15 protein-coding genes and 1 tRNA gene are annotated in these 21,525 nt (G+C 62.9%); 3 read left to right on the plus strand and 13 right to left on the minus strand.

Going from position 1 to position 21,525, the window contains the following annotated elements:
• Positions 1-54 precede the first annotated feature (54 nt).
• Entirely contained in the window at positions 55-1,122 is a 1,068-nt protein-coding gene (gene mtnA / locus GPT33_RS04450; protein WP_296806123.1) for an S-methyl-5-thioribose-1-phosphate isomerase, read from the minus strand.
• Positions 1,123-1,190: 68 nt separating this feature from the next.
• Between mtnA and GPT33_RS04455 the strand changes: the two genes are divergently transcribed.
• A complete protein-coding gene (locus tag GPT33_RS04455) occupies positions 1,191-2,501 on the plus strand; it encodes a TRZ/ATZ family hydrolase (RefSeq protein ID WP_296806124.1) in 1,311 nt (436 codons plus the stop codon).
• A gap of 109 nt (positions 2,502-2,610) precedes the next feature.
• On the opposite strand, the gene GPT33_RS04460 is transcribed toward GPT33_RS04455, so the two are convergent.
• From GPT33_RS04460 to zwf, 7 genes are all read right to left on the minus strand, one after another.
• On the minus strand, positions 2,611-3,051 hold the full coding sequence (locus GPT33_RS04460; protein WP_296806125.1) for a septal ring lytic transglycosylase RlpA family protein: 441 nt from the start codon (positions 3,049-3,051) through the stop codon (positions 2,611-2,613).
• 215 nt (positions 3,052-3,266) lie between these two features.
• The gene (locus tag GPT33_RS04465) at positions 3,267-5,081 is read right to left on the minus strand and encodes a L,D-transpeptidase family protein (RefSeq protein ID WP_296806126.1); all 1,815 of its coding nucleotides are present in this window, start codon (positions 5,079-5,081) and stop codon (positions 3,267-3,269) included.
• A gap of 18 nt (positions 5,082-5,099) precedes the next feature.
• Positions 5,100-6,590: a SpoVR family protein gene (locus GPT33_RS04470; RefSeq protein ID WP_296806127.1), complete on the minus strand. Its 1,491-nt coding sequence runs from the start codon at positions 6,588-6,590 to the stop codon at positions 5,100-5,102.
• Positions 6,587-7,858 (minus strand): YeaH/YhbH family protein, encoded by a 1,272-nt coding sequence (locus GPT33_RS04475; RefSeq protein ID WP_296806128.1) that lies wholly within the window; start codon positions 7,856-7,858, stop codon positions 6,587-6,589. The genes GPT33_RS04470 and GPT33_RS04475 overlap by 4 nt, the downstream gene beginning before the upstream one ends.
• Before the next feature lie 246 nt (positions 7,859-8,104).
• Entirely contained in the window at positions 8,105-10,027 is a 1,923-nt protein-coding gene (locus GPT33_RS04480) for a PrkA family serine protein kinase (protein ID WP_296806129.1), read from the minus strand.
• Positions 10,028-10,616: 589 nt separating this feature from the next.
• Positions 10,617-12,266 carry a glucose-6-phosphate isomerase gene (pgi, locus tag GPT33_RS04485; RefSeq protein ID WP_296806130.1) on the minus strand — a complete coding sequence of 550 codons (1,650 nt, stop codon included), beginning with the start codon at positions 12,264-12,266 and terminating at the stop codon, positions 10,617-10,619.
• 61 nt (positions 12,267-12,327) lie between these two features.
• Entirely contained in the window at positions 12,328-13,803 is a 1,476-nt protein-coding gene (gene zwf / locus GPT33_RS04490) for a glucose-6-phosphate dehydrogenase (RefSeq protein ID WP_296806131.1), read from the minus strand.
• Positions 13,804-13,914: 111 nt separating this feature from the next.
• On the opposite strand from zwf, the gene glgA reads away from it, so the two are divergent.
• A complete protein-coding gene (gene glgA / locus GPT33_RS04495) occupies positions 13,915-15,465 on the plus strand; it encodes a glycogen synthase GlgA (RefSeq protein ID WP_296806132.1) in 1,551 nt (516 codons plus the stop codon).
• A gap of 111 nt (positions 15,466-15,576) precedes the next feature.
• On the opposite strand, the gene panD is transcribed toward glgA, so the two are convergent.
• From panD to pcnB, 4 genes are all read right to left on the minus strand, one after another.
• Complete coding sequence (panD, locus tag GPT33_RS04500; RefSeq protein ID WP_296806133.1) at positions 15,577-15,957, minus strand: aspartate 1-decarboxylase; 381 nt, start codon at positions 15,955-15,957, stop codon at positions 15,577-15,579.
• Between the two features lie 80 nt (positions 15,958-16,037).
• Complete coding sequence (gene panC / locus GPT33_RS04505) at positions 16,038-16,916, minus strand: pantoate--beta-alanine ligase (protein ID WP_296806134.1); 879 nt, start codon at positions 16,914-16,916, stop codon at positions 16,038-16,040.
• Between the two features lie 97 nt (positions 16,917-17,013).
• Positions 17,014-17,817: a 3-methyl-2-oxobutanoate hydroxymethyltransferase gene (gene panB / locus GPT33_RS04510; protein WP_296806135.1), complete on the minus strand. Its 804-nt coding sequence runs from the start codon at positions 17,815-17,817 to the stop codon at positions 17,014-17,016.
• 105 nt (positions 17,818-17,922) lie between these two features.
• Positions 17,923-19,293 carry a polynucleotide adenylyltransferase PcnB gene (gene pcnB / locus GPT33_RS04515; protein ID WP_296806136.1) on the minus strand — a complete coding sequence of 457 codons (1,371 nt, stop codon included), beginning with the start codon at positions 19,291-19,293 and terminating at the stop codon, positions 17,923-17,925.
• 168 nt (positions 19,294-19,461) lie between these two features.
• On the opposite strand from pcnB, the gene GPT33_RS04520 reads away from it, so the two are divergent.
• Positions 19,462-19,536, plus strand: a tRNA-Glu gene (locus tag GPT33_RS04520).
• 293 nt (positions 19,537-19,829) lie between these two features.
• Here GPT33_RS04520 and ffh read toward each other — a convergent pair.
• Complete coding sequence (ffh, locus tag GPT33_RS04525) at positions 19,830-21,236, minus strand: signal recognition particle protein (RefSeq protein ID WP_296806137.1); 1,407 nt, start codon at positions 21,234-21,236, stop codon at positions 19,830-19,832.
• Between the last annotated feature and the right edge of the window lie 289 nt (positions 21,237-21,525).

Here is a 21,525-nt window from a genome sequence, read left to right on the forward strand (position 1 = left end):
AAATCCTTGAGTCCGACACAACATGAAAACGATGCCTAGCGGTCGGGACGCGGTTTAAAGCCCCCAGCCGCCCATCAAGGCCCGGATCTTCTCCTTCGTCGGCCGAAGCACCACACCCCGCTCGGTGACGATGGCATCGACCAGCTCCGCCGGCGTGACGTCGAACACCGGATTGCGGGCCACACATCCGGCGGGGGCGAGACGCCGCTCGCCGCAGCTCAGCAGCTCGTCCGGATCGCGTTCCTCGATCGGAATCTCGTCACCGCTCGCGACCTCCATATCGATCGTGGACGTGGGTGCCGCGACCATGAACTTGATGCCGTGGTGTTTCGCCAGGATCGCAAGCCCGTAGGTCCCGATCTTATTGGCGACATCCCCGTTGGCGGCGATCCGATCCGATCCGACGATGACCCAGCCGACCGAGCGCCCCGCCATCAGGCTCGCGGCCGCCCCGTCTGCCTGCAGGGTCACCGGGATGCCGTCGTGCATCAGCTCCCATGCAGTGAGTCGTGCCCCTTGCATCCAGGGCCGGGTCTCGTCGGCGAAGACGCGCCCGACCTTGCCCGCCGCGTAGGCGCTGCGAATGACACCGAGCGCCGTGCCGTAGCCGCCGGTGGCGATCGCCCCGGCGTTGCAATGGGTGATGATGTCGGTCGGCGCCTCGATCAGCGCCGCACCCAAGTCACCGATCACCCGGTTGGCGGCACGATCCTCGGCGTGAATGGCCAGCGCCTCGTCCACCAAGGCCGGGAAGGGATCGCGTTCATCCAGACGTGAGATCAGGCGGCGCATCCGATCGATCGCCCAGAAAAGGTTGACCGCGGTCGGCCGCGAGGCGGCCAGGCGCTCGAGGTCGGATTCGATCGCCGCCCGCCAATCGGCACCGGCGGCCGCGTAGGCAGCCCGCCCCGCCAACGCGACCCCATAGGCCGCAGCGACACCGATGGCCGGGGCGCCGCGCACCACCATCGCACGAATCGCATCGGCCACCGCTCCCGCATCGGTGAGTCGCAAGAACTCCGCGCGATCGGGCAGCAGACGCTGATCCGCGAGATAGAGGGCACCCTCGTGCCAGAGTGCCGCATCGTCCGGGGTCGGCACGGTCGGGATCGTTGTTTCCATCGGGGGCTCCTTGTGGCATGTTCTCGACATTGTCACCCATCACACGCCCCGACTGAAAGGACCGACCGATGCAAGCCGAGCTTCTGATCCATGCCCAGTGGGTATTGCCCGTCGATCCACGGGATCGTCAGCTCACCGATCATGCGATCGCGATCGCGGACGGGCGTATCCTCGCCGTGCTGCCGTCCGAAGAGGCGCGGAGCAGTATCGACGCCCAACGGGTGATCGATCTCCCGGGTCACTTGCTCATTCCGGGCCTGGTCAATGCACACACCCACGCGGCCATGGTGCTGATGCGGGGGCTCGCCGACGACCTGCCCCTGATGACCTGGCTGCACGAGCATATCTGGCCCGCGGAACAACGCTGGGTCGACCCCGGCTTCGTCGCCGACGGGACCCGGCTGGCCGTGCTCGAGATGCTGCGCGGCGGCATCACCTGCTACAACGACATGTATTTCCATCCGGAGGTCACGGCACAGGTCACGGCAGAGGCCGGGATGCGTGCCGTGATCGGCATGATCGTCGTGGATTTTCCCACCGGCTATGCCGCAAATGCCGACGAATACATCGCCAAAGGGCTCGCCCTGCACGAGCACTATCGAGACCATCCGTTGATTCGGGTCGCCTTCGCGCCGCATTCGCCCTACGCGGTATCGGACGCACCCCTCCAACGGGTGCGTGCGCTTGCGGACGAGCTGGAGGTCCCGATCCATATCCATCTCCACGAGACACGTGACGAGGTCCTCCAGTCGCTGCGCGACCACGGCGAACGACCTATCTCGCGGCTGAATCGGCTCGGATTGCTCGGCCCCGGACTGGTGTGCGTACACATGACCCAGCTCGAGGAGGACGAGATCGCGCTCTTGGCGGACTCGGGCGGCCATGTGGTGCATTGCCCGGAGTCGAATCTAAAGCTTGCGAGCGGGTTCTGCCCGGCCGCGAAGCTTTTGGAGGCGGGAATCAACGTCGCGATCGGCACCGACGGCGCGGCGAGCAACAACGACCTGAACATGCTCGGGGAGATGCGCACGGCCGCCCTGCTCGGCAAGGGCGTGGCAGGCTCGGCCTCTGCGCTGCCGGCCGCGACCGCCTTGCGGATGGCGACGATCAACGGTGCCAAAGCGCTGGGATTGGAGGATGAGATCGGCTCGCTCGAGCCCGGCAAATCAGCGGACCTGGTCGCGCTGGATCTGCGCGACTCCCACACCCAGCCCCTCTATCACCCGGTCTCCCAACTGGTCTACGCGGCCAGTCAGCAACAGGTGCGTCAGGTCTGGGTGCGGGGTCGGCACATGATCCGCGACGGCCTGCCGACGGGGCTCGACAACGCTCGGATCATCGCGGCGGCACAGACCTGGGGGGAGCGTCTCGGGCGCTGAACCCTGCCCGGCACGACATGGATCCTTGTAGGGGCAACTTGAGTCGCCCCTGCCTGGTGTGTGGTCGTCCGCCTTCTCGTGAATCGCCTAAGCCAAGGGCAGACGCGGTTTAGAAGAGCTCCATGAGGACCCGTTGGGCCTCGGCGAGCGCGATCGTCTCGCCGGAGGACCATGAGGAACTGCCCGAATCGACAACCTCGAGTCGGACCGGGGCAATCCCTCGACCCAACATCCCGATTTCGCGGGCCGCCGCCTTCGAGAGATCGATCGTACGGCCGCGCGAGAAAGGGCCGCGATCGTTGATGACGACGTCGACCGAACGACCGTTCGCCTTATTCGTCACCGTCACCCGCGTGCCGAACTCCAAGGTCCGATGTGCAGCGGTCAATGCATCCTTATCGAACCGGACTCCGCTGGCGGTGCGCCTGCCGTCGAAACGATCACCGTAATAAGAAGCCACACCTTCCGTTACATTGGCCTGAAGGGTTGCCGTGGGAAGAAACGCCAACATTGCGAGCGCCGGGGTCAACCAGATGTTCTGTCGAATCAAAACAGAGTTCTCCGTTCGTAACGATTGGTGTTTGAGCCGAGATTCGCATGTCTTCCGAATCGCGACGAAGCCGGAGTCTAACGGCAGAGAGCATTTGAATCCACCCCTTGGCGGACACGAAACGCTCGGCGCACATCTCCCGAAGAAGACGCGCATGGGAGGGTCGTCACGATCGGCGATCGTGAGAACAGCAGACCGATAGGGATCGTAAGCCTTTAGAGGCGGCCGGCCGGACTCGCCGCGGAGTGGTCGACGGTCGAAATCTCAGGCTCGGCCCCATTGGTCGCGGACGTGCCCTCGCCGTCGGGCGGTTCCGCAGAACCCCGACGACTGAGTCGCACCGCTGTGTTCGGGCCGGGGGGATCCGGAGGCTCGGTGCCCGGTGCCCGCTTGAGCTGCTCCGGGTCCGGGCTCGGGCCCTCGACCGGGAGCTCCGGGAAGCTGATGCGCGTGCGTAGGACCGGACTCGCGAAGGCTGCGCGTAGGGCCCCGTCGCGCCCGTAGATGTCCTGGCGAAAGCCGACCTTGCCGTCCCCGTCGGCAAAAGCCGTCAAATAGTAGAGCAGCACCGGCAGGGTGTCAGCGAGGTCGACGTAGCGCGTCTGTCCGCGCTCCACCACGCGCTCGATCCCGGACCGATCCCAGTTGGGCTGGGCGAGGATCGCCTCGGCAAGGTCGAGCGGGTCTTGCACCCTGACGCAACCGTTGCTCAGGGCTCGCGCTTGGCGCCCGAACGCAGCCTTTCCGGGCGTGTCGTGGAGATAGATCGCATGGCGGTTCGGGAACATGAACTTGACGCGGCCGAGGGCGTTTTTCGGGCCCGGCGCCTGAACGAGACGATAGCGTCCGTGATCGCGGGCATCTCCGCCGGCGACCCGCTTACCGGTTCGGCGGTCGACGAGCCGATAGTCGCCGGAGACCCTGCCCATCTTTTTCTGGATGGACACGGGCACTGTCCAGGTCGGATTGAAGACCAAATGGTCCATAGTGTCGCGAAACATCGGGGTTTGGGTCTCGGGCGTCCCGACGATGACACGCGTCGACCAGACGAAGCTCGCGCCGCGCGCCAGGTGAACCTTGTACGCGGCCACATCGACGAAAACGTAGTCTTCCGGAAGGTCCTGATAGAGCCAGCGCATCCGCTCCAAGTTGATCCGGATCTGCTCGGCCTTCGTCTCGTCGCCGTGCCCGTTGAGCGCAGCGAGCGTCGAGGGACCCACGACGCCGTCGGCCGTCAGCCCCGAGCGCCGCTGAAAGGACACCACGGCCTCATGAAGTGCTGTGTCGAAGAGATCGGCATCGGATGGCTTCGCAACCGCCGCTCCATCGAGCCGCGCGAGCCGCTCGCGCAGCATCGCCACGCGCGGATGCCGGCCGCCTTGGGCCAGATTCGACCCAGCCGGCAGGGGTGACAGTTCCGCAAGAGAGGCCTGAGCGGTATAGCGCTCGAGCGCCTTCTTCAGGTCCTCATACCAAAACGGACGAGAAAACTGCGCGTTCAGGCTCGTTGCGAGATCCTTGCCGCCGAGCGCCCGGTTCATCGCGCCCAAGAGGACCTCGCTCGATGCCGGAGCTCTGTCGTGCCATTTCGAATCGACAGCGACCGGATCGAGCTTACCGTAGCGATGGTGGTGAACGTAGCGCGCCAAGGCATCGCTGAGGACGAGATCGGCTGCGATGCGTGCGTTGCCGCTCAGGGATTCGAGAACGCCGGGCGCCGCCAGTCGACGCAGACTTTCGGCATGGAAATCCTGGGGGCGGAAACCTTCCGACACGCTGCGCTGCGCGAGATCCAAGAGATCCGAAATCCGCACCGGGTCGACCCAGACCAAGACATCGCCGCGCTGCGCGTAGAACTCCGCCAGCAGGCGCCCGGACAGCAAGGGTATGCCCTCGACGGCGACGGTTCGCGCGTCCCTGATCGAATCGAGCGTCGGGCGCAGCAAACCATCCGCGGACACCGGTGCGGCGGCGACGACCAACAACGAAAAGAGACCAACCAAACGGCAACGCATCCGGTTATCACTCACGTCCGACCCCTCGGCCGATCAACACTCGCCGATCAACTGTGTTCTGCCGTTCTCGTCCAAGGTCTCCAAACGGACGGTGAAGCCCCACAATCGTCTGATGTGGCGCAGCATCTCTTCGGCCGAATCACCCAGCGGGCGACGATTGTGCCGAAAGTGCCGCAGGGTCATGGAGCGGTCGCCGCGACGATCGACATTGAACACCTGAATATTCGGCTCGCGCGAGCCCAGGTTGTACTGTTCGGCCAGTGATTGTCGCAACGCCCGGTAGCCCTGCTCCTCGTGGATCGCCGTGACCTCCAAGTGCTCCTCGCGGTCGTCGTCCGAAATCGAAAACATCCGCAAATCGCGCATGACCGTCGGCGAAAGATACTGTGCAACAAAACTCTCGTCCTTGAAGTTGCGCATGGCGAAGTCCAAGACCTTCAGCCAGTCACCGCCGGCGATGTCCGGGAACCAGTGACGATCCTCGTCGGTCGGCTGCTCGCAGATCCTGCGAATGTCGCGCATCATCGCAAAGCCAAGCGCGTAGGGGTTGAGCCCGTTGTAATAAGGCACGTCGAACGTGGGCTGGAAGACCACGCCGGTATGCGACTGCAGGAACTCCATCATGAATCCATCGGTCACGAAGCCTTCGTCGTACAGATGATTCATGAGCGTGTAGTGCCAGAATGTCGCCCAGCCCTCGTTCATGACCTGCGTTTGACGCTGCGGATAGAAATATTGACCCAGCTTACGGACGATCCGAACGATCTCGCGTTGCCACGGCTCAAGTAGCGGGGCATTTTTCTCGATGAAGTAGAGCAGGTTCTCTTGCGGCTCATCCGGCCAGCGCACGTCCTGCTCTCCGTTGCCGTCCGCATCGAAGGTCGGCAAGGTGCGCCACAGGTCATTGACCATCGATTGCAGATAAGCAGCACGATCCTTTTGGCGGCGTTGTTCCTCGGCAAGTGTCAGCGGTGTCGGTCGCTTGTAACGGTCGACGCCGTGATTCATCAAGGCGTGGCAGGAATCGAGCAACATCTCGACCTCGGCCTCGCCGTAGCGTTCTTCGCATTCGGCGATGAATCGACGGGCGAAGACCAGATAGTCGATGATCGCATCGGCGCTGGTCCAAGTACGGAAGAGATAATTGCCTTTGAAGAAACTGTTGTGGCCGTAACAAGCATGCGCGATGACGAGCGCCTGCATCGGCAGCGTATTCTCCTCCATGAGGTAGGCGATACAGGGATCGGAGTTGATCACGATCTCGTAGGCCAATCCCATCTGACCGCGCCGATACGTCTGCTCGGTCGCGACGAACTGTTTACCGAAGGACCAATGCGGATAATTGATGGGCAGACCGACCGACGAGTAAGCATCGATCATCTGCTCGGAGCTGATGACCTCGATCTGATTGGCGTAGGTATCCAGACCATAGACATCGCGGGCCAAGCGCCCGATCTCCCGGTCGAACCTCTCGAGCAGCGGGAACGACCATTCGGAGGAGTCCGAGATGAGGTTCTTGGTCATGCCTCCTGCCTCCTGAACAGCTCCCGGAACACGGGAAAGATATCCTCGGCACCGTCGATCTCCTGCATCGCGAAGTGCCGATGCATTGCCCTCACCTCTTGGTAGGCGTACCAAAGACTCTGATGCTGGCGCGGGGTGATCTCGACGTAAGCAAAATAGCGCATCAACGGCATCAGCTTCTCCACCAGCAGATCACGGCAGACCGTCGAATCGGAATCCCAATTGTCCCCGTCCGAGGCCTGTGCGGCATAGATGTTCCAAACCGATGAATCATAGCGCTCTTTGAGAACGTCGTAGGCCAGATTCAACGCACTCGACACGACCGTACCCCCGGTCTCGCGCGAATAGAAAAACTCTTGCTCGTCGACCTCTTGGGCAATCGTATGATGACGAATAAAAACGACGTCGATCTTGTCGTAATTCCGCTGCAGAAACAGATACAGCAGGATAAAAAATCGCTTCGCGAGATTTTTGCGCACCTGATCCATCGAGCCGGAGACGTCCATGATGCAGACCATCACCGCTTTGCTCGTGGGCTCGGGAAGCTTCGTGAAACTCTGATACCGCAGGTCGAAGGTGTCGATGAAGGGCAAGGCCGCGATCCGCGTGCGCAGTCGATCGATCTCTTCGCGAATCTCGCGCACACGCGGCTCGGTCTCCTCGACACCGCTGTCGAGCAGCGCCTGAAGCTCCTCTTCGAGCTCCCGCGCACGCGCGCGCAGCGGCGCCCCGATTGCCGTTCGGCGCGCGATGGCACCTTTGAGGGAGCGCACGACATCGATATTGGAGGGCGATCCGTCGGTTGAATAACCGGCCCTGACCGTTTTGAACTCGGTCGTTCCCATCAACTGGTTCCGCACCAGATTGGGAAGCTCGAGGTCATCGAACAAAAGGTCCATGAACTCTTCGCGCGACAGTTCGAAGACGAAGTCGTCGTCGCCTTTTCCGCCCTTTCCTGCCTTACCTTGACCCGAACCTTCTCCTCCGCCGCCTTCCGGACGCCGTATCCGATCCCCGGTGACGAAGTCCTTGTTGCCGGGATGCACCATGTCCCGGATACCCCCTTTGCCGTGATGAAACACCGGCTCGGAGATGTCCTTGGACGGGATTCCCACACGCTCGCCCGAGTCGATATCCGTAATGCTGCGCTTGTTGACAGCATCGGCGACCGAGCGTTTGAGCTGCGACTTATAGCGCTTCAAGAAACGCTGTCTATTGACCGTGCTCTTGTTCTTGCCGTTCAGTCGACGGTCGATGAAGTGTGACATAAAGACTCTTGCCTACTCGGCTGGGTGAAACAACGACGAATCGCGCAAGTCGGTGCCCGCGCCTGCCTTCGACTCCCTGATCGCCTTCTCCCGCTGCAGGTTTCGACACCGCCATGATGCCGCCGGATACGACGGCCTTTCAACCGATCGACCGCCGTGCGGCGAGACCGAGGCGGCCGGCCATCGCCGCAAGAGTCACCAGACCGTCGAGGAGAGAGACTGCGTCGATCGCCTCCCCCCGTCACATTACTGCGATTTGCGAACCCGCAGATACCATTCCGATAGAAGCCTGACCTGCTTCGGCGTATAGCCCTTTTCGGTCATGCGATCGACGAACTGATCGTGCTTCTTCTGCTCGTCGACGGATGCCTTGGCATTGAACGAAATGACAGGCAGAAGCTCCTCGGTATTGGAGAACATCTTCTTCTCGATCACCACACGCAGCTTCTCGTAGCTGGTCCACTTCGGATTGGCGCCACCGTTGTTCGCGCGTGCCCGCAGAACGAAGTTCACGATCTCGTTTCGGAAATCCTTGGGGTTGGAGATCCCCGCCGGCTTCTCGATCTTCTCCAGTTCTTCGTTCAGTCCGCTGCGATTCATCATCTCGCCCGTATCCGGGTCGCGATACTCCTGATCCTGGATCCAGTAATCCGCGTAGGTCACGTAGCGATCGAAGATATTCTGGCCATATTCCGCATAGGACTCCAGGTAAGCCGTTTGCAGCTCCTTGCCGATGAACTCGGCGTACCGAGGCGCGAGGTATTGCTTTAGGAAACTCAGATAGCGTTCATGGGTTTCCGGGGGCAACTGCTCACGCGTGATCTGGCGCTCGAGGACATACAACAGATGAACGGGATTGGCGGCAACCTCGGTGTGATCGAAATTGAAGACCTGCGAGAGAATCTTGAACGCAAAGCGTGTCGAGATTCCCGACATGCCTTCGTCGACCCCCGCGTAGTCCCGATACTCCTGCATGGACTTGGCTTTTGGATCGGTATCCTTGAGGTTTTCGCCGTTGTAGACGCGCATCTTCGAAAAGATGCTTGAGTTTTCCGGTTCCTTCAAACGCGTCAGCACCGAGAACTGGGCCATCATGGACAAGGTTCCCGGCGCACAGGGCGCATCGGCCAGCGAGCTGTTGTAGAGCAGCTTCTCGTAGATCTGAGTCTCTTCGTTGACGCGCAGGCAATAAGGGACCTTGACGATAAAGACGCGGTCAAGGAATGCTTCGTTGTTCTTGTTGTTGCGAAAGCTCTGCCATTCCGACTCGTTGGAATGGGCAAGGATGATGCCTTGGAACGGCAGCGCGGACAGCCCCTCGGTGCCGTTGTAGTTCCCTTCCTGGGTCGCGGTGAGAAGCGGATGCAGCACCTTGATCGGCGCCTTGAACATCTCGACGAACTCCATCACGCCTTGGTTTGCGCGGCACAGTGCACCGGAGTAGCTGTAGGCATCCGCGTCGTGTTGGGCGAATCGCTCCAACTGGCGGATATCCACCTTACCGACCAGCGAGGAGATGTCCTGATTGTTCTCGTCGCCGGGCTCCGTCTTCGCGATCGCCACTTGCTCGAGAACCGACGGGTAGAGCTTCACGACCTTGAACTGCGTAATGTCGCCGCGGTATTCCTGCAAGCGCTTCACCGCCCATGGCGACATGATCGTACGCAGGTAGCGGGACGGGATCCCGTAGTCCTCCTCGAGGATCGGGCCGTCTTCGTCGGGCGAAAACAATCCGAGCGGAGATTCGAATACGGGCGATCCGTGAATCGCATAGAAGGGTCGTTCCTCCATAAGCTCCTTGAGCTTCTCGGCGAGCGATGATTTGCCGCCGCCGACCGGTCCCAACAGATATAGGATCTGTTTCTTCTCTTCGAGGCCTTGCGCCGCATGCTTGAGGTACGAGACGAGGTGCTCGATTGCCTCCTCCATACCGTAGAACTCGGAGAATGCGGGATAGCGCCGAATCATCTTGTTTTGGAAGATGCGACTGAGTCTCGGGTCGTCGCGGGTATTGACGAGCTCCGGCTCACCGATCGCCGTCAGCAACCGCTGCGCCGCCCCCGCATAGGCGCTCGGGTCGGACTTGCACAGCTGCAAGTACTCATCGAGGCTCATGACCTCCTCCCGGGATGACTCGTAGCGTGCCTGGTAGCGTTCGAAGATCGACATAAATGTTACCTCGCTCGGAAGCTGTTGTTGCTCGCCCGACCCATTGTCGACCGCATCTCGCCTCGGTGTAGTGCTCGGGGCGAACCGTGGGAAAGACAAGGTTTGGCGTCGAATAATAGCAATATGCGCGCCATGGGATGCGACGCTACGTTTGCGCCGCGCCGGTACCTGGCCGCATCGCGCTCGGAACACCAGTGCACCGGCGCAGCCGCCTCGCGCACTAATAAAGTGCAGGCACTCGCCGGGAAATCGACAGTGTCGACCGGACCCGCCGATGGGTACTGACGCCTTCGCACGAGCGGCATCGAGCCGTTTTGTTCGAACCAATTCGGCCGCATTCAGCGACGGCTCAGCTGATCACCCCGCTCTGCACGCTTCGGTGGCGGGCAGCCCTCGCCCCACGCCGATGCATAAAGACTAGCACCAAGACGCCGCGCCGGATAAAAAGACAGCGCTCCGGCGGCGGGGTTCATCCCGCAAGAAATATCCCCGAGGGCCGCTTGCGGGTTTCGGGGCACCCCGCAGCCCGATCGGTCGACATCGGGATGGCGCCCCGCCGCGACATCGCGCGGGGATTGGTGCGTCGAGGTCAGGCGCGGCGCCCCCGAATGAATTCGTTCAGCAGGGCTCGCGTCGATGCATCGTGATCCCCGCCGACACGCCCTTCGCCGAGCTCTTCGAGAATCACTCCCGCGAGCTGTTTGCCGAGCTCCACACCCCACTGGTCGAACGAGTTGATCCCCCAGAGGACACCCTGTACGAAAATCCGATGTTCGTAGAGCGCAATCAAAGCCCCCAACGTAAAGGGCGTCAGACGCTCCATCAAGAGACTGTTGGTCGGTCGGTTGCCGGGGAAGGTTCGATGATGCGCAAGGAACTGCGCCCGATCCTCGGACACCCCGGCGCTCAGCATCTCGGCAAGCGCCTCCTGTGTGGTACGACCGCGCATCAGGGCCTCGGTTTGCGCAAAGAAGTTGGCCATGAGCTTTAGATGATGATCGCCGAGCTCGTTGTGGCTCTTGATCGCGCCGATGAAATCGGCCGGGATCAGTTGCGTACCCTGATGAATGAGCTGGTAAAAGGCATGTTGCCCGTCGGTGCCCGGCTCGCCCCAGACGACTGGGCCGGTGGTGTAGTCCACGGCGACGCCCTCGCGGGTGACGCCTTTGCCGTTGCTCTCCATATCGCCTTGCTGAAGGTACGCCGGCAAAAGCCTCAGATACTGATCGTAGGGCAAGACGGCATGCGTTCGGGCACCCCAAAAATTGGCGTACCAGACCCCGAGCAGACCCAGCACGACGGGCATGTTTTCCGCCGACGGGGCGGTTCGAAAGTGCTCGTCCATCGCAAAGGCGCCCTCGAGCAGCTCTACGAAGCGCTCGTAACCGACCGCCAACGCGATCGGTAGACCGATGGCCGACCAGAGCGAGTAGCGCCCGCCCACCCAATCCCAAAACCCGAACATGTTCCGGGTGTCGATCCCGAACGCGGACACCTTCTCGGCATTGGTCGAGACTGCGACGAAGTGCTTGGCGACCGCCGCCGGATCGCGCGCCGCCGCCAGCAGCCAGTCGCGCGCGCTGGTGGCATTGGTCATGGTCTCCTGTGTCGTGAAGGTCTTGGAGGCCACGATGAAGAGTGTGCGTGCCGGATCCAGGTCGTTGAGCGTCTCCAGGAGATGGGTCCCGTCGACGTTGGAGACGAAGTGGACCCGAAGGTCGTTGCTGCCGTAAGCGCCGAGCGCCGTGCAGACCATCTTGGGTCCGAGATTGGAGCCGCCGATGCCGATGTTGACGACATCGCGGATGGACTGGCCCTGAAAGCCCTTCCACTCGCCCGAGCGGACCAGCCCGACGAACGACTCGAGACGCTCGAGCACGCGATTGACCCCGGGCATCACGTCTTGGCCGTCCACCTGGATTGGTCGATTGGACCGATTGCGCAGGGCGACATGCAACACCGCGCGTTCCTCGGTGTTGTTGATGGGCTCTCCGGCGAACATCCGGGCGATCCAACCGTTCATGTCGGCGGTTTCAGCGAGATCGAGCAGCAGCCCAAGGGTCTGCGGGGTGGCTAGGTTCTTCGAGTAATCCAGACGCAGTCCCGCGACGGACAGGCGCATCCTGTCGGCGCGGCCGGGATCGGACGCAAAGAGATCGCGCATCGCGACGTCCTGCAACTCTTGCCGGTGCTGCTCCAGTGCCCGCCATGCGGCTGTTTGATTGATGAGCGACGTCATGAAGTTCTCCTGATAAGGCGTTGGCGAATGTTGCAGCTGGCCGGCTCGACGATCCCGCAACTCACTCGTCCATCCCCTCCCGCCAAGACTGATCGTCTCGGTCGAACAAGCGGTTGGCTTCGGGCGGCCCGCAGGACCCGGCAGGATAGGTCTGGATGAAGTCGCGCTCGGTGGACCACAGCTTCAGCACCGGATCCACCACCCGCCACGCCCAATCGACCTCGTCGAAGCGCAGGAAATGGGTATGGTCGCCCTCGATCACGTCCAGGATGAGCGCCTCGTAGGCGTCGATCTGCTCGGAGGGGATGGTGCATCGGCTCGCGTCCAGCCGTTCGGTCTGCGTGCGCATCTCGAGTCCGGGTTGCTTGACCTGGATCTCCATGCGGATGCACTCGTTGGGCTGGATGTTGAGCAGCAGCCAGTTGGGTTTGAGCTGCTCGATCGCCGTATAGCGGAACAGCTGCTGCGGCGGATGCTTGAACCGGATAGCGATCAGGGAGTTGCTGCGGGCAAGACGCTTTCCCGTGCGCAGATAAAAAGGCACGTTGCGCCAGCGCCAGTTGTCGATGTAGAGCTTCAGCGAGGCATAGGTCTCGGTGGTGCTGTTGTGCCCGACGCCGGGCTCGTCGCGGTAGCCTGCAACCTTGCTTCCGCCGGCAGCGCCGGGCCCGTATTGTGCGCGAAAGGCCTGTGCATGTACCGCCTCGCGCGGGATCGGGCGAATGGAGCGCAGCACCTTGACCTTCTCGTCGCGCAGCGCCTCGGCATCCAGGCAGGGCGGAGGCTCCATCGCCACCAGGGTCAGCATCTGCAGGAGATGGCTCTGGATCATGTCGCGCATGGCGCCCACACCATCGTAGAAACCGGCGCGCTCTCCGATCCCGGCCGCCTCGGCGTGCGAGATCTGCACATGATCGATATAGTTGCGATTCCAAAGGGGCTCGAGCATCAGATTGGCGAAGCGGAACACCAGGATGTTCTGAACCGTGCTCTTGCCCAAATAGTGATCGATGCGAAAGATCTGCGACTCGGCGAAACAGTGCCGAATGCGTCGATCGAGGATGGCCGCACTCTCGAGGTCGAATCCGAAGGGTTTCTCGACCACCAGACGTGACCAACGCCCGTCCTCGGTATTCAGACCCTGAGCGGCCAGGTTGTCCACGATACCGCCGTAGTGCTTGGGCGCCACCGCCAGATAGGTCATGAGGTTGGCCGGGATGTCCGCCTCCTCGCGCAGTCGTTCGGCCAGGCGTAAGTAGCCGGCGGACTCTTCCAGGTCACCTTCCACGAAGAGCATCCGGCCGAGCAGACGTTCCAAGACTTGCGCGTCGGTTGCGCCGGGCAGTCGCTCGGCGAGCCTCGCCCGGACCTCGTCGCGCCATTCGCCATCCGACCAAGCGCGGCGGCCGAATCCGATGATCCGAGTCTCGGGATGAAGACGTTCCGCCGCCTCGATGTGATAGAGCGCCGGGAGTAGCTTGATACTCACAAGGTTACCCGTCGAGCCGAAGATCAGGATGGTGCAGGGATCCAGCATGGGCTTGGTGCCTCGATCGCGGACAAATGTGATAACGTGAGCCCTGTCATACTGTTGCCAAGCCAGGCGTGCCGCGCCGGCAACCGCTTCGCTCGGATTTAGGGACCATCCATGGAGCCATCGCTTCTTCTATCCCCGGACATTACCGCGCCGGAGCGGCCGCTGCATATCCTCGTGGCAAGCAGCGAGGCTCATCCGCTGATCAAAACCGGCGGGCTCGCCGATGTCGCCGCCAGTTTACCCGCTGCGCTGCGCGATCTGGGTCACGACGCCCGGCTCATCCTGCCGGCCTATCCTCGCGCGGCCCGCCAGTTGCGCGACACCAAGATCCTTTGCGAGCTGAAGATCCCGGCGGGCCGCACCCAAGTGCGCATCCTCGAGGGCAAGCATCCGGATCACGACTTACCGCTCTATTTGGTCGACGCACCCGAGCATTTCTGTCGCGAAGGCAATCCGTACACCGACCTCAGCGGACGCGACTGGGGCGACAACGCCGAGCGCTTCCTGCTCTTCTGTCGGGCCATTGCCCTGGTCGCTCGCGGCCTTCCGGCGATCGGCTGGCGACCGGACGTGTTGCACGGCAATGACTGGCAAACCGGGCTAGCCCCTGCTCTGCTCCGGGATCTGCCCGGCCATCCGGCAAACGTATTCACGATCCACAATCTCGCCTATCAAGGTTTGTTCGATCGCGCAACCTTCGATCGGCTCGGCCTGCCGCCCGCGCTGTGGAGCGTCTCGGGTTTGGAGTTCCATCAGAGGATGTCCTTCATCAAGGGAGGCATCTTCTTCTCCGACCGGGTCAACACCGTCAGCCCATCCTATGCCGCGGAGGTGCGCACCGCACGTTTCGGATTCGGGCTCGACGGACTTCTGCGCCAGATCGGCAGCCGCTTCAGCGGCATCCTCAACGGTGTCGATTATCGGGTGTGGGACCCCCTGACGGATCCCTACATCCTCCAATGCTATGACCCGGAGACCTTCGGACTCAAGGCGGAGAACAAGCTCGACATCCAACGCGAGGTCGGGCTTCCGCGCAACGAGGACGCCTTCGTGCTGGGCTATATCGGGCGCTTGGTCGAGCAGAAGGGTGTGGACCTGATCCTCGCCATGCTCCCGCGGCTTCTCGAAGACCCGCGCATCCAGGTCGTATTCCAGGGGACCGGAGAACGCAGCACGGAGCAGGCGCTTCTCGCCATCGCGGCACAGTATCCGCGTCAGGTCGGGGTCTTCGTCGAGTACGAGGAGGCGCGGGCGCATCGTATCGAAGCCGGCTCGGACGCCTTCTTGATGCCGTCGCGCTTCGAGCCCTGCGGGCTCAACCAGATCTACAGCCTGCGATACGGGACACCGCCCATCGCCCACCGCACCGGCGGCCTGGCCGACACCGTGGTCCATGCCTCCCCGGAAACGCTCGCCGACGGCACCGCGACCGGCTTTCTGTTCGAGGAGCCACGCGCCGAGGCCCTGCTTGTCGCCGTGCGGCAGGCCCTGCAACTGTATCGGGACAACCCGCAGGCGTGGCAAAAGCTCGCAACGACGGGAATGCAGCAGGACTTCAGTTGGGAGGCAAGCGCCCGCGGTTATGTGCGGCTTTATGCCGAGGCGATCGCCGATCGGGCAATCGCGCAAGGGACGGATGAGGCGAGTTCAGCGTCGGCGTAGCCGCCCGGTCGGGCGGAGTCCGCTCGGCGTCTTCGGATTGGCGTCTCCGGGGTGGGCTCGTGCGGACAGGTGCCTGGGCAGGTGTCTTCGGCCGGGAGGGTTCGAGCGGGATCAGGCCACCTGAGCCGGGATGAAGTCCCCGGTGCGAGTCACGCGGTTGTGCTCGTTGAGATAGACCAGCGCCGGGCGGTGGGCATCGGCCTCGGCCTCCGTCATGGCGGCGTAGGCGCAGATGATGATGCGATCGCCCGGCGCGGCTTTATGCGCTGCGGCCCCGTTGACCGAAATCACGCGTGAGCCGGGCTCGGCACGGATGGCGTAGGTCGTGAACCGCTCGCCGTTGGTGACGTTGTAGATTTGAATCTGCTCGTACTCGCGAATGCCGGCGAGCGCGAGCAGCTCCTCGTCGATGGCACAGGAGCCCTCGTAATCGACTTCCGCGTGGGTCACGCAAGCCCGATGCAATTTGCACTTCAACAAGGTCAGATGCATGTCTAGAAACCTCCGAAAGGCCGGTCCGGCCGCGTCTTCGTGCCCTGACGAAGCGCTCTCGATCTAAGAATCGTCGTAGTTTACCGCAGCGTTTGTTGCGGCGCAGCATTCGCGTCGAGCTGCACCCTGAGATTGTCGATCAAACGCGCCCGACCGAGATAGGCGGCCGCGAGAATTACGAGATCTCGGTCGCCCTCCGTGGCCGATCGCAGGTCGTCCGCCGCACGGACCTGAACATAGTCTGGGGCCAAACCGGCCTCGCGCAAAGCGGCCTCGGCCTCCCGTTCGACCGAAGCGGCGACATTCCCTGCCAGCAAGGATTGCCGAGCCGCCGTCAACACCCGACGCAATCCCGGCGCGAGCGCCCGCTCCGAAGGGGAAAGGTAGCCGTTGCGCGAGCTCATGGCGAGACCGTCTGACTCGCGCACGGTCGGCACCCCGACGATCTCGATCGGCATGTCCAGATCCTCGACCATCCGCCGGATGACCAAGAGCTGCTGGAAATCCTTCTCGCCGAACAGTGCAATATCGGGCTGCACCATATTGAACAGCTTGCACACGACGGTCGCCACACCGCGGAAGTGCCCTGGGCGGCTCTCGCCGCAGAGGACATCGGAGAGCCCCGGCACCTCCACGCGCGTCTGCACCTCGCTGCCGCGCGGGTAGACGCTCGCAACGCCCGGGGCAAACAAGAGGTCGCAACCCGCCGCCTCGAGCAGCTCCCGATCCCGCGCCAAGGTCCGCGGATAGGCGTCCAGATCCTCGGCGGGGCCGAACTGCATCGGGTTGACGAAGATGCTCGCGATGACCCGTGGCGCGCGCGCGCGGGCCTCAGCGATCAAGGTCAGATGCCCGGCATGCAGATTCCCCATGGTCGGTACGAAGGCCACGCGCTCGCCCGCCCAGCGCCATATGCGGACCTGCTCACGGAGGTCCTCCAGTGTTTCGATTGTCTTCATTGCCCTTTCCGCATTTTAAACCGCGTTCCCGCAAAGGGTTGTAGATGTAACGAACGTCGAGCTCGCGCGAGAATCAGCATCTCGCTCTGGACGCGGTTTAGTACGGTGTTTCGTCACGACCGGGGAACTCATTCGCCTTGACCGCTCGGACGTAGGCCGCGACGGCATCCGCAATCGAAACCTGCCCGGTCATGAAATCTCGGCTGAAGCTCGGCGGACGCCCCGGATTGAGTCCCAGCATGTCGTAGAGCACAAGCACCTGGCCATCGCATCCTGCGCCGGCGCCGATCCCGATGACCGGGATGCTCAGGGTCAAGGCGATCTCGGAGGCCAAGGCGGCGGGCACGCACTCCAAGACCAAGAGGCTCGCTCCCGCTTCCTGCATGGCGATGGCATCGTGCCGGATCGCCTCCGCCGAGGCGTGGTCCCGGCCCTGGAAACGATAACCGCCGATGCGGTGCACCGACTGAGGCAGAAGTCCCAAATGGGCGCAAACGGGCACGCCTTGCTCCGTGAGGCGTCGCACGGTTTCAAGCATCGGCGCCCCGCCCTCGAGCTTCACGACCTCCGCCCCGCCGTCCTGCATCAGACGTCCGGCCGCATCGATCGCGCGCTCGGGTGTCGCGCAGGCGAGAAAGGGCAGATCCACCACAAGTAGTGCCCGTGCCCGTCCGCGCGAGACGCAGGCGGCGTGATAGACCATCTGCTCGAGGGTGACCGGCACGGTCGTGCGGTGCCCCTGGAGGACCATTCCGAGAGAATCCCCCACCAGCATCAGATCGACGCCTGCCGTATCGAGCAGGCGTGCGAAGCTGGCGTCGTAACAGGTAAGAGAAGCGATACGCTCGCCCTTCGCCTTCATGCCGGCGAGGGTGGCGACCGAGATCGGCGCGAGAGACATGGTCGACTCCGAAGGTCAGGCTTGATGACGCGAGGATAGTGGCCGAGATCAAGCAACGCTACCCCGTGCACGATCACCGCACTCGGTTAGGTCGGTGCGGCAGAATCAGCCGCCGCGTTCCACGACCCCTGTCGCCTCCGTCCCGGGCCCTGCGCCATCTCCCGTCTTGCGCCGCCGCGGACGGCGTCGGCGCCGCTTGGCACCGCCTTCGGTCATGGTCGCGCGCTCCTGTCCGCTCGCCTCTTGGAAGCGCGTCCACCAGGCCGCCAGCTCCGGATCCGCCTCGCCGGCATCCGCGCGCAGGACCAGAAAGTCGTACGCAGCCCGGAACCGCGGATGCGTCACCAGGCGCTGCGGACGCTTGCCGTCACGCTGCTCGAGGCGAGGCTGCATCGACCAGATCTCGCGCATCGGCAGCGAGAATCGCTTCGGAATCGCAACAAGCGATTGCTGCTGCGAACAGATCTCGCTCGCCGCGAGGAACATCGCCTCGTTCGCGGCCTCCCCACCGGCCAGATACTCCTCGAAACGACGCCGGACCGGCTCCCAGAGGAGCACGCCGAACAGGAAGGCCGGGGTGACGGACTTGTCCTCGTGCAGCCGCTTGTCGGTATTGGCCAAACCGCGACTGACGAAGGTGAGCGGGAAGCCATGGTCTTCCCGCGCCAAGCAGTCCTCGGTCGCCGGGAAAAGCTCCCCGAAGAGCCCGTACTGGCGCAGCTTCTCGAAGACGCCGAGGCCGTAACCCGAATGAAAGAGCTTGATCAGCTCATCGAAGAGTCGCGCCGGGGCGATGTCGGCGAGCAGATGGGCCAGCTCGAACAGCGGCTGCTCGGTCTGCCGCTCGATCGTAAAGCCCAGTTTGCAGGCGAAGCGCACCGCCCGGAGCATCCGCACCGGGTCCTCGCGATAGCGCTGCTCCGGATCGCCGATCAGACGCAGCCGACCGGCCTTGATGTCCTCGAGCCCGTCGGCGTAATCGATGAGCGAAAAATCGGCGATGTTGTAGTAGAGCGCATTGACCGTGAAATCCCGGCGCAGGGCATCCTCGGCGATGGTGCCGTAGGTGTTGTCCCGGAGGATCCGACCGTTCTCCATCTGCCGGTCGTTCTCGTCGCCCTCCGACGCAATCGTGGAGCCGCGAAAGGTCGCGACCTCGATGATCTCGCGCCCGAAATGCACGTGCGCCAATCGAAAGCGCCGCCCGATCAGACGACAGTTGCGAAACACCTGCCGGACCTGCTCCGGGGTCGCATCGGTCGCCACGTCGAAATCCTTCGGCTCGTGACCGAGCAACAGATCGCGCACGCCGCCGCCGACCAAATGGGCTTGAAAGTTCTCTTGCTTCAGACGGTAGAGCACCTTGAGGGCGTTCTCGCTGATGTTCGCGCGCGAGATCCCGTGCTCGGGCCGAGGCACGATCAAAGGGCTCGCCGCGATCGCGTCCGGGCTCGTGTTTTGGAAAGGTTCCTGCATCACCTTTTCGGAGGAATTCCTGATCGCTGGGGCCGCACTCATGAAGGCGTCACCCGGTGCCGAGCACGACGGGGCGCGGAGCTGCAGCCATTGGTAAGACGAAGGTCACAGCCGGCTTGTAGAGCGCCGTGATGCGCGTATAATACGCGTTTCCACGCCGCAGTACCTGCTCCCTTCGTCTAGCGGTTAGGACGCTGGCCTCTCACGCCGGTAACAGGGGTTCGAACCCCCTAGGGAGCGCCAAATCCAAGCCGATGATTCATAGGTCTGTTTGACACAATCATCGCGACTATCCCGGATTCCGAAGTTTTTCTTCCGCCTCCCGGCACGGCCATCGCCAGGCCCGCGATGACGAGGGCTCACGCCCACCCCCGCGCTCCCCGGCAGGACCGAGCAGATCCCGACAGACACCGACGAGGTATCCGAAAGGACGGGCCCCGGAGGTCGACAGCTTCTGCGCGAACATCCGCCGGCCGCTTCCTTCGGCGCGCGGTGCCGGGCGCACCCGGCATCGCCCAGCCGCCGACGCCGGCGAGCTACATCGGGAAGCCACCCGGCGGCATGCCGCCCGGCGGGAAGCCCCCACCCGGCGGAAAGCCTCCGGGCATGCGCCCCTGCATCGAGCGCATCATCTTGGCCATGCCGCCGCCCTTCATCTTCTTCAGCATCTTCTGCATCTGAGCGAACTGCTTGAGCAGGCGGTTCACGTCCTGCACCTCGGTGCCGGATCCGGCGGCGATGCGACGCTTTCGCGACCCCTTGATGACGGCGGGAAAACGGCGCTCCTGAGGTGTCATCGAGTTGATGATGGCAATCAGCTTGCCCATCTCTTTGTCGCTGGCCTTGTTCTTGACATGATCGGGGATCTGCCCCATCCCCGGAAGCTTGTCCATCAGGCTCATCATGCCGCCCATGTTCGCCATCTGATCGAGTTGCTCTTTGAAGTCGACGAGATCGAACTCCTTGCCCTTCTTGAGCTTTTTGACCAGCCTCTCGGCCTTGTCCTTGTCGACCTTGGACTGGACCTCCTCGACCAGCGAGACCACGTCGCCCATGCCGAGGATGCGCGAGGCGACGCGATCCGGATAAAAGGGCTCGAGTGCCGTGGTCTTCTCGCCGGTGCCGAGGAATTTGATGGGCTTGCCGGTGATGTGGCGGATCGAAAGGGCCGCACCGCCGCGGGCATCGCCGTCGGTCTTGGTGAGGACCACACCGGTCAGCGGCAGGGCCTCGTCGAAAGCCTTTGCCGTGTTGGCCGCATCCTGACCCGTCATGGCATCCACGACGAAGAGGGTCTCGACCGGCTTCAACGCGGCATGAACGGCCTTGATCTCGTCCATCATGGCCGAGTCGACATGCAGCCGGCCGGCGGTGTCGACGATCAGCACATCCTTGAAGTGCTTGCGCGCCGCATCGAGTGCGCGCTTGGCGATATCGATCGGGTTCTGATCCGGGGTGCTCGGATAGAATTCGGCCCCGACCTCGGCCGCGACCGTCTTCAACTGCTCGATAGCGGCCGGGCGGTAGACGTCGCAGCTCACGACCATCACCGATTTGCCCTGCTTCTCTTGCAGCCAGCGCGCGAGCTTGGCGACACTGGTCGTTTTGCCCGAGCCCTGCAGGCCCGCCATGAGCACCACGGCCGGCGGCTGCGCGGTCAGGTCCAACTGCTCGTTGGCCTGGCCCATGAGCGTGACCAGCTCGTCGTTGACGATCTTGATCATGACCTGACCCGGCGTCAGACTCCGGGTCACGGTCTCGCCGAGCGCCTTCTCGCGGACATCCTCGACGAACTGTCGCACCACCGGTAGGGCAACGTCGGCCTCCAGGAGCGCCATGCGCACCTGACGGACGGTTTCCTTGATGTTCTCTTCGGTCAGACGACCCTGACCGCGCAGATTGTTCAGGACATCGCCGAAACGATCCTGGAGAGTCTCAAACATAAGTTGACCTCGAGCCTCGTCGGGCCACGATGCCCGCACGGATATTCGATCTGATATTAGGCCGGCGTCGGCCCGGCCTGTCGCGAAAGTTCCGAGTATAATGCCCGCCATCGGCAGGCGATACGACAAGGCCCCGTCTCGACGACGTCAGGTTTGCGCTCGCCCTGTGGGCGACCCCACTTGAACCGCGTCCAGAGCGAGATGCTGACTTTCGAGTGAGTTCGACGTTTGGTGCATCCACAACATTTAGCGGGGACGCGGTTTAAAATGCTATTTTTTTAATAGTTTA

Source organism: Thiocapsa sp., from assembly GCF_011390875.1.
Classification (GTDB): Bacteria; Pseudomonadota; Gammaproteobacteria; order Chromatiales; family Chromatiaceae; genus Thiocapsa.

Bases quoted from the DNA above. Each gene is read 5' to 3' on its own strand.
- mtnA (WP_296806123.1), bottom strand. From the start codon at position 1,122: ATGGAAACAACGATCCCGACCGTGCCGACCCCGGACGATGCGGCACTC.
- GPT33_RS04455 (WP_296806124.1), top strand. From the start codon at position 1,191: ATGCAAGCCGAGCTTCTGATCCATGCCCAGTGGGTATTGCCCGTCGAT.
- GPT33_RS04470 (WP_296806127.1), bottom strand. From the start codon at position 6,590: ATGACCAAGAACCTCATCTCGGACTCCTCCGAATGGTCGTTCCCGCTG.
- GPT33_RS04475 (WP_296806128.1), bottom strand. From the start codon at position 7,858: ATGTCACACTTCATCGACCGTCGACTGAACGGCAAGAACAAGAGCACG.
- GPT33_RS04480 (WP_296806129.1), bottom strand. From the start codon at position 10,027: ATGTCGATCTTCGAACGCTACCAGGCACGCTACGAGTCATCCCGGGAG.
- pgi (WP_296806130.1), bottom strand. From the start codon at position 12,266: ATGACGTCGCTCATCAATCAAACAGCCGCATGGCGGGCACTGGAGCAG.
- zwf (WP_296806131.1), bottom strand. From the start codon at position 13,803: ATGCTGGATCCCTGCACCATCCTGATCTTCGGCTCGACGGGTAACCTT.
- glgA (WP_296806132.1), top strand. From the start codon at position 13,915: ATGGAGCCATCGCTTCTTCTATCCCCGGACATTACCGCGCCGGAGCGG.
- panD (WP_296806133.1), bottom strand. From the start codon at position 15,957: ATGCATCTGACCTTGTTGAAGTGCAAATTGCATCGGGCTTGCGTGACC.
- panC (WP_296806134.1), bottom strand. From the start codon at position 16,916: ATGAAGACAATCGAAACACTGGAGGACCTCCGTGAGCAGGTCCGCATA.
- panB (WP_296806135.1), bottom strand. From the start codon at position 17,817: ATGTCTCTCGCGCCGATCTCGGTCGCCACCCTCGCCGGCATGAAGGCG.
- pcnB (WP_296806136.1), bottom strand. From the start codon at position 19,293: ATGCAGGAACCTTTCCAAAACACGAGCCCGGACGCGATCGCGGCGAGC.
- ffh (WP_296806137.1), bottom strand. From the start codon at position 21,236: ATGTTTGAGACTCTCCAGGATCGTTTCGGCGATGTCCTGAACAATCTG.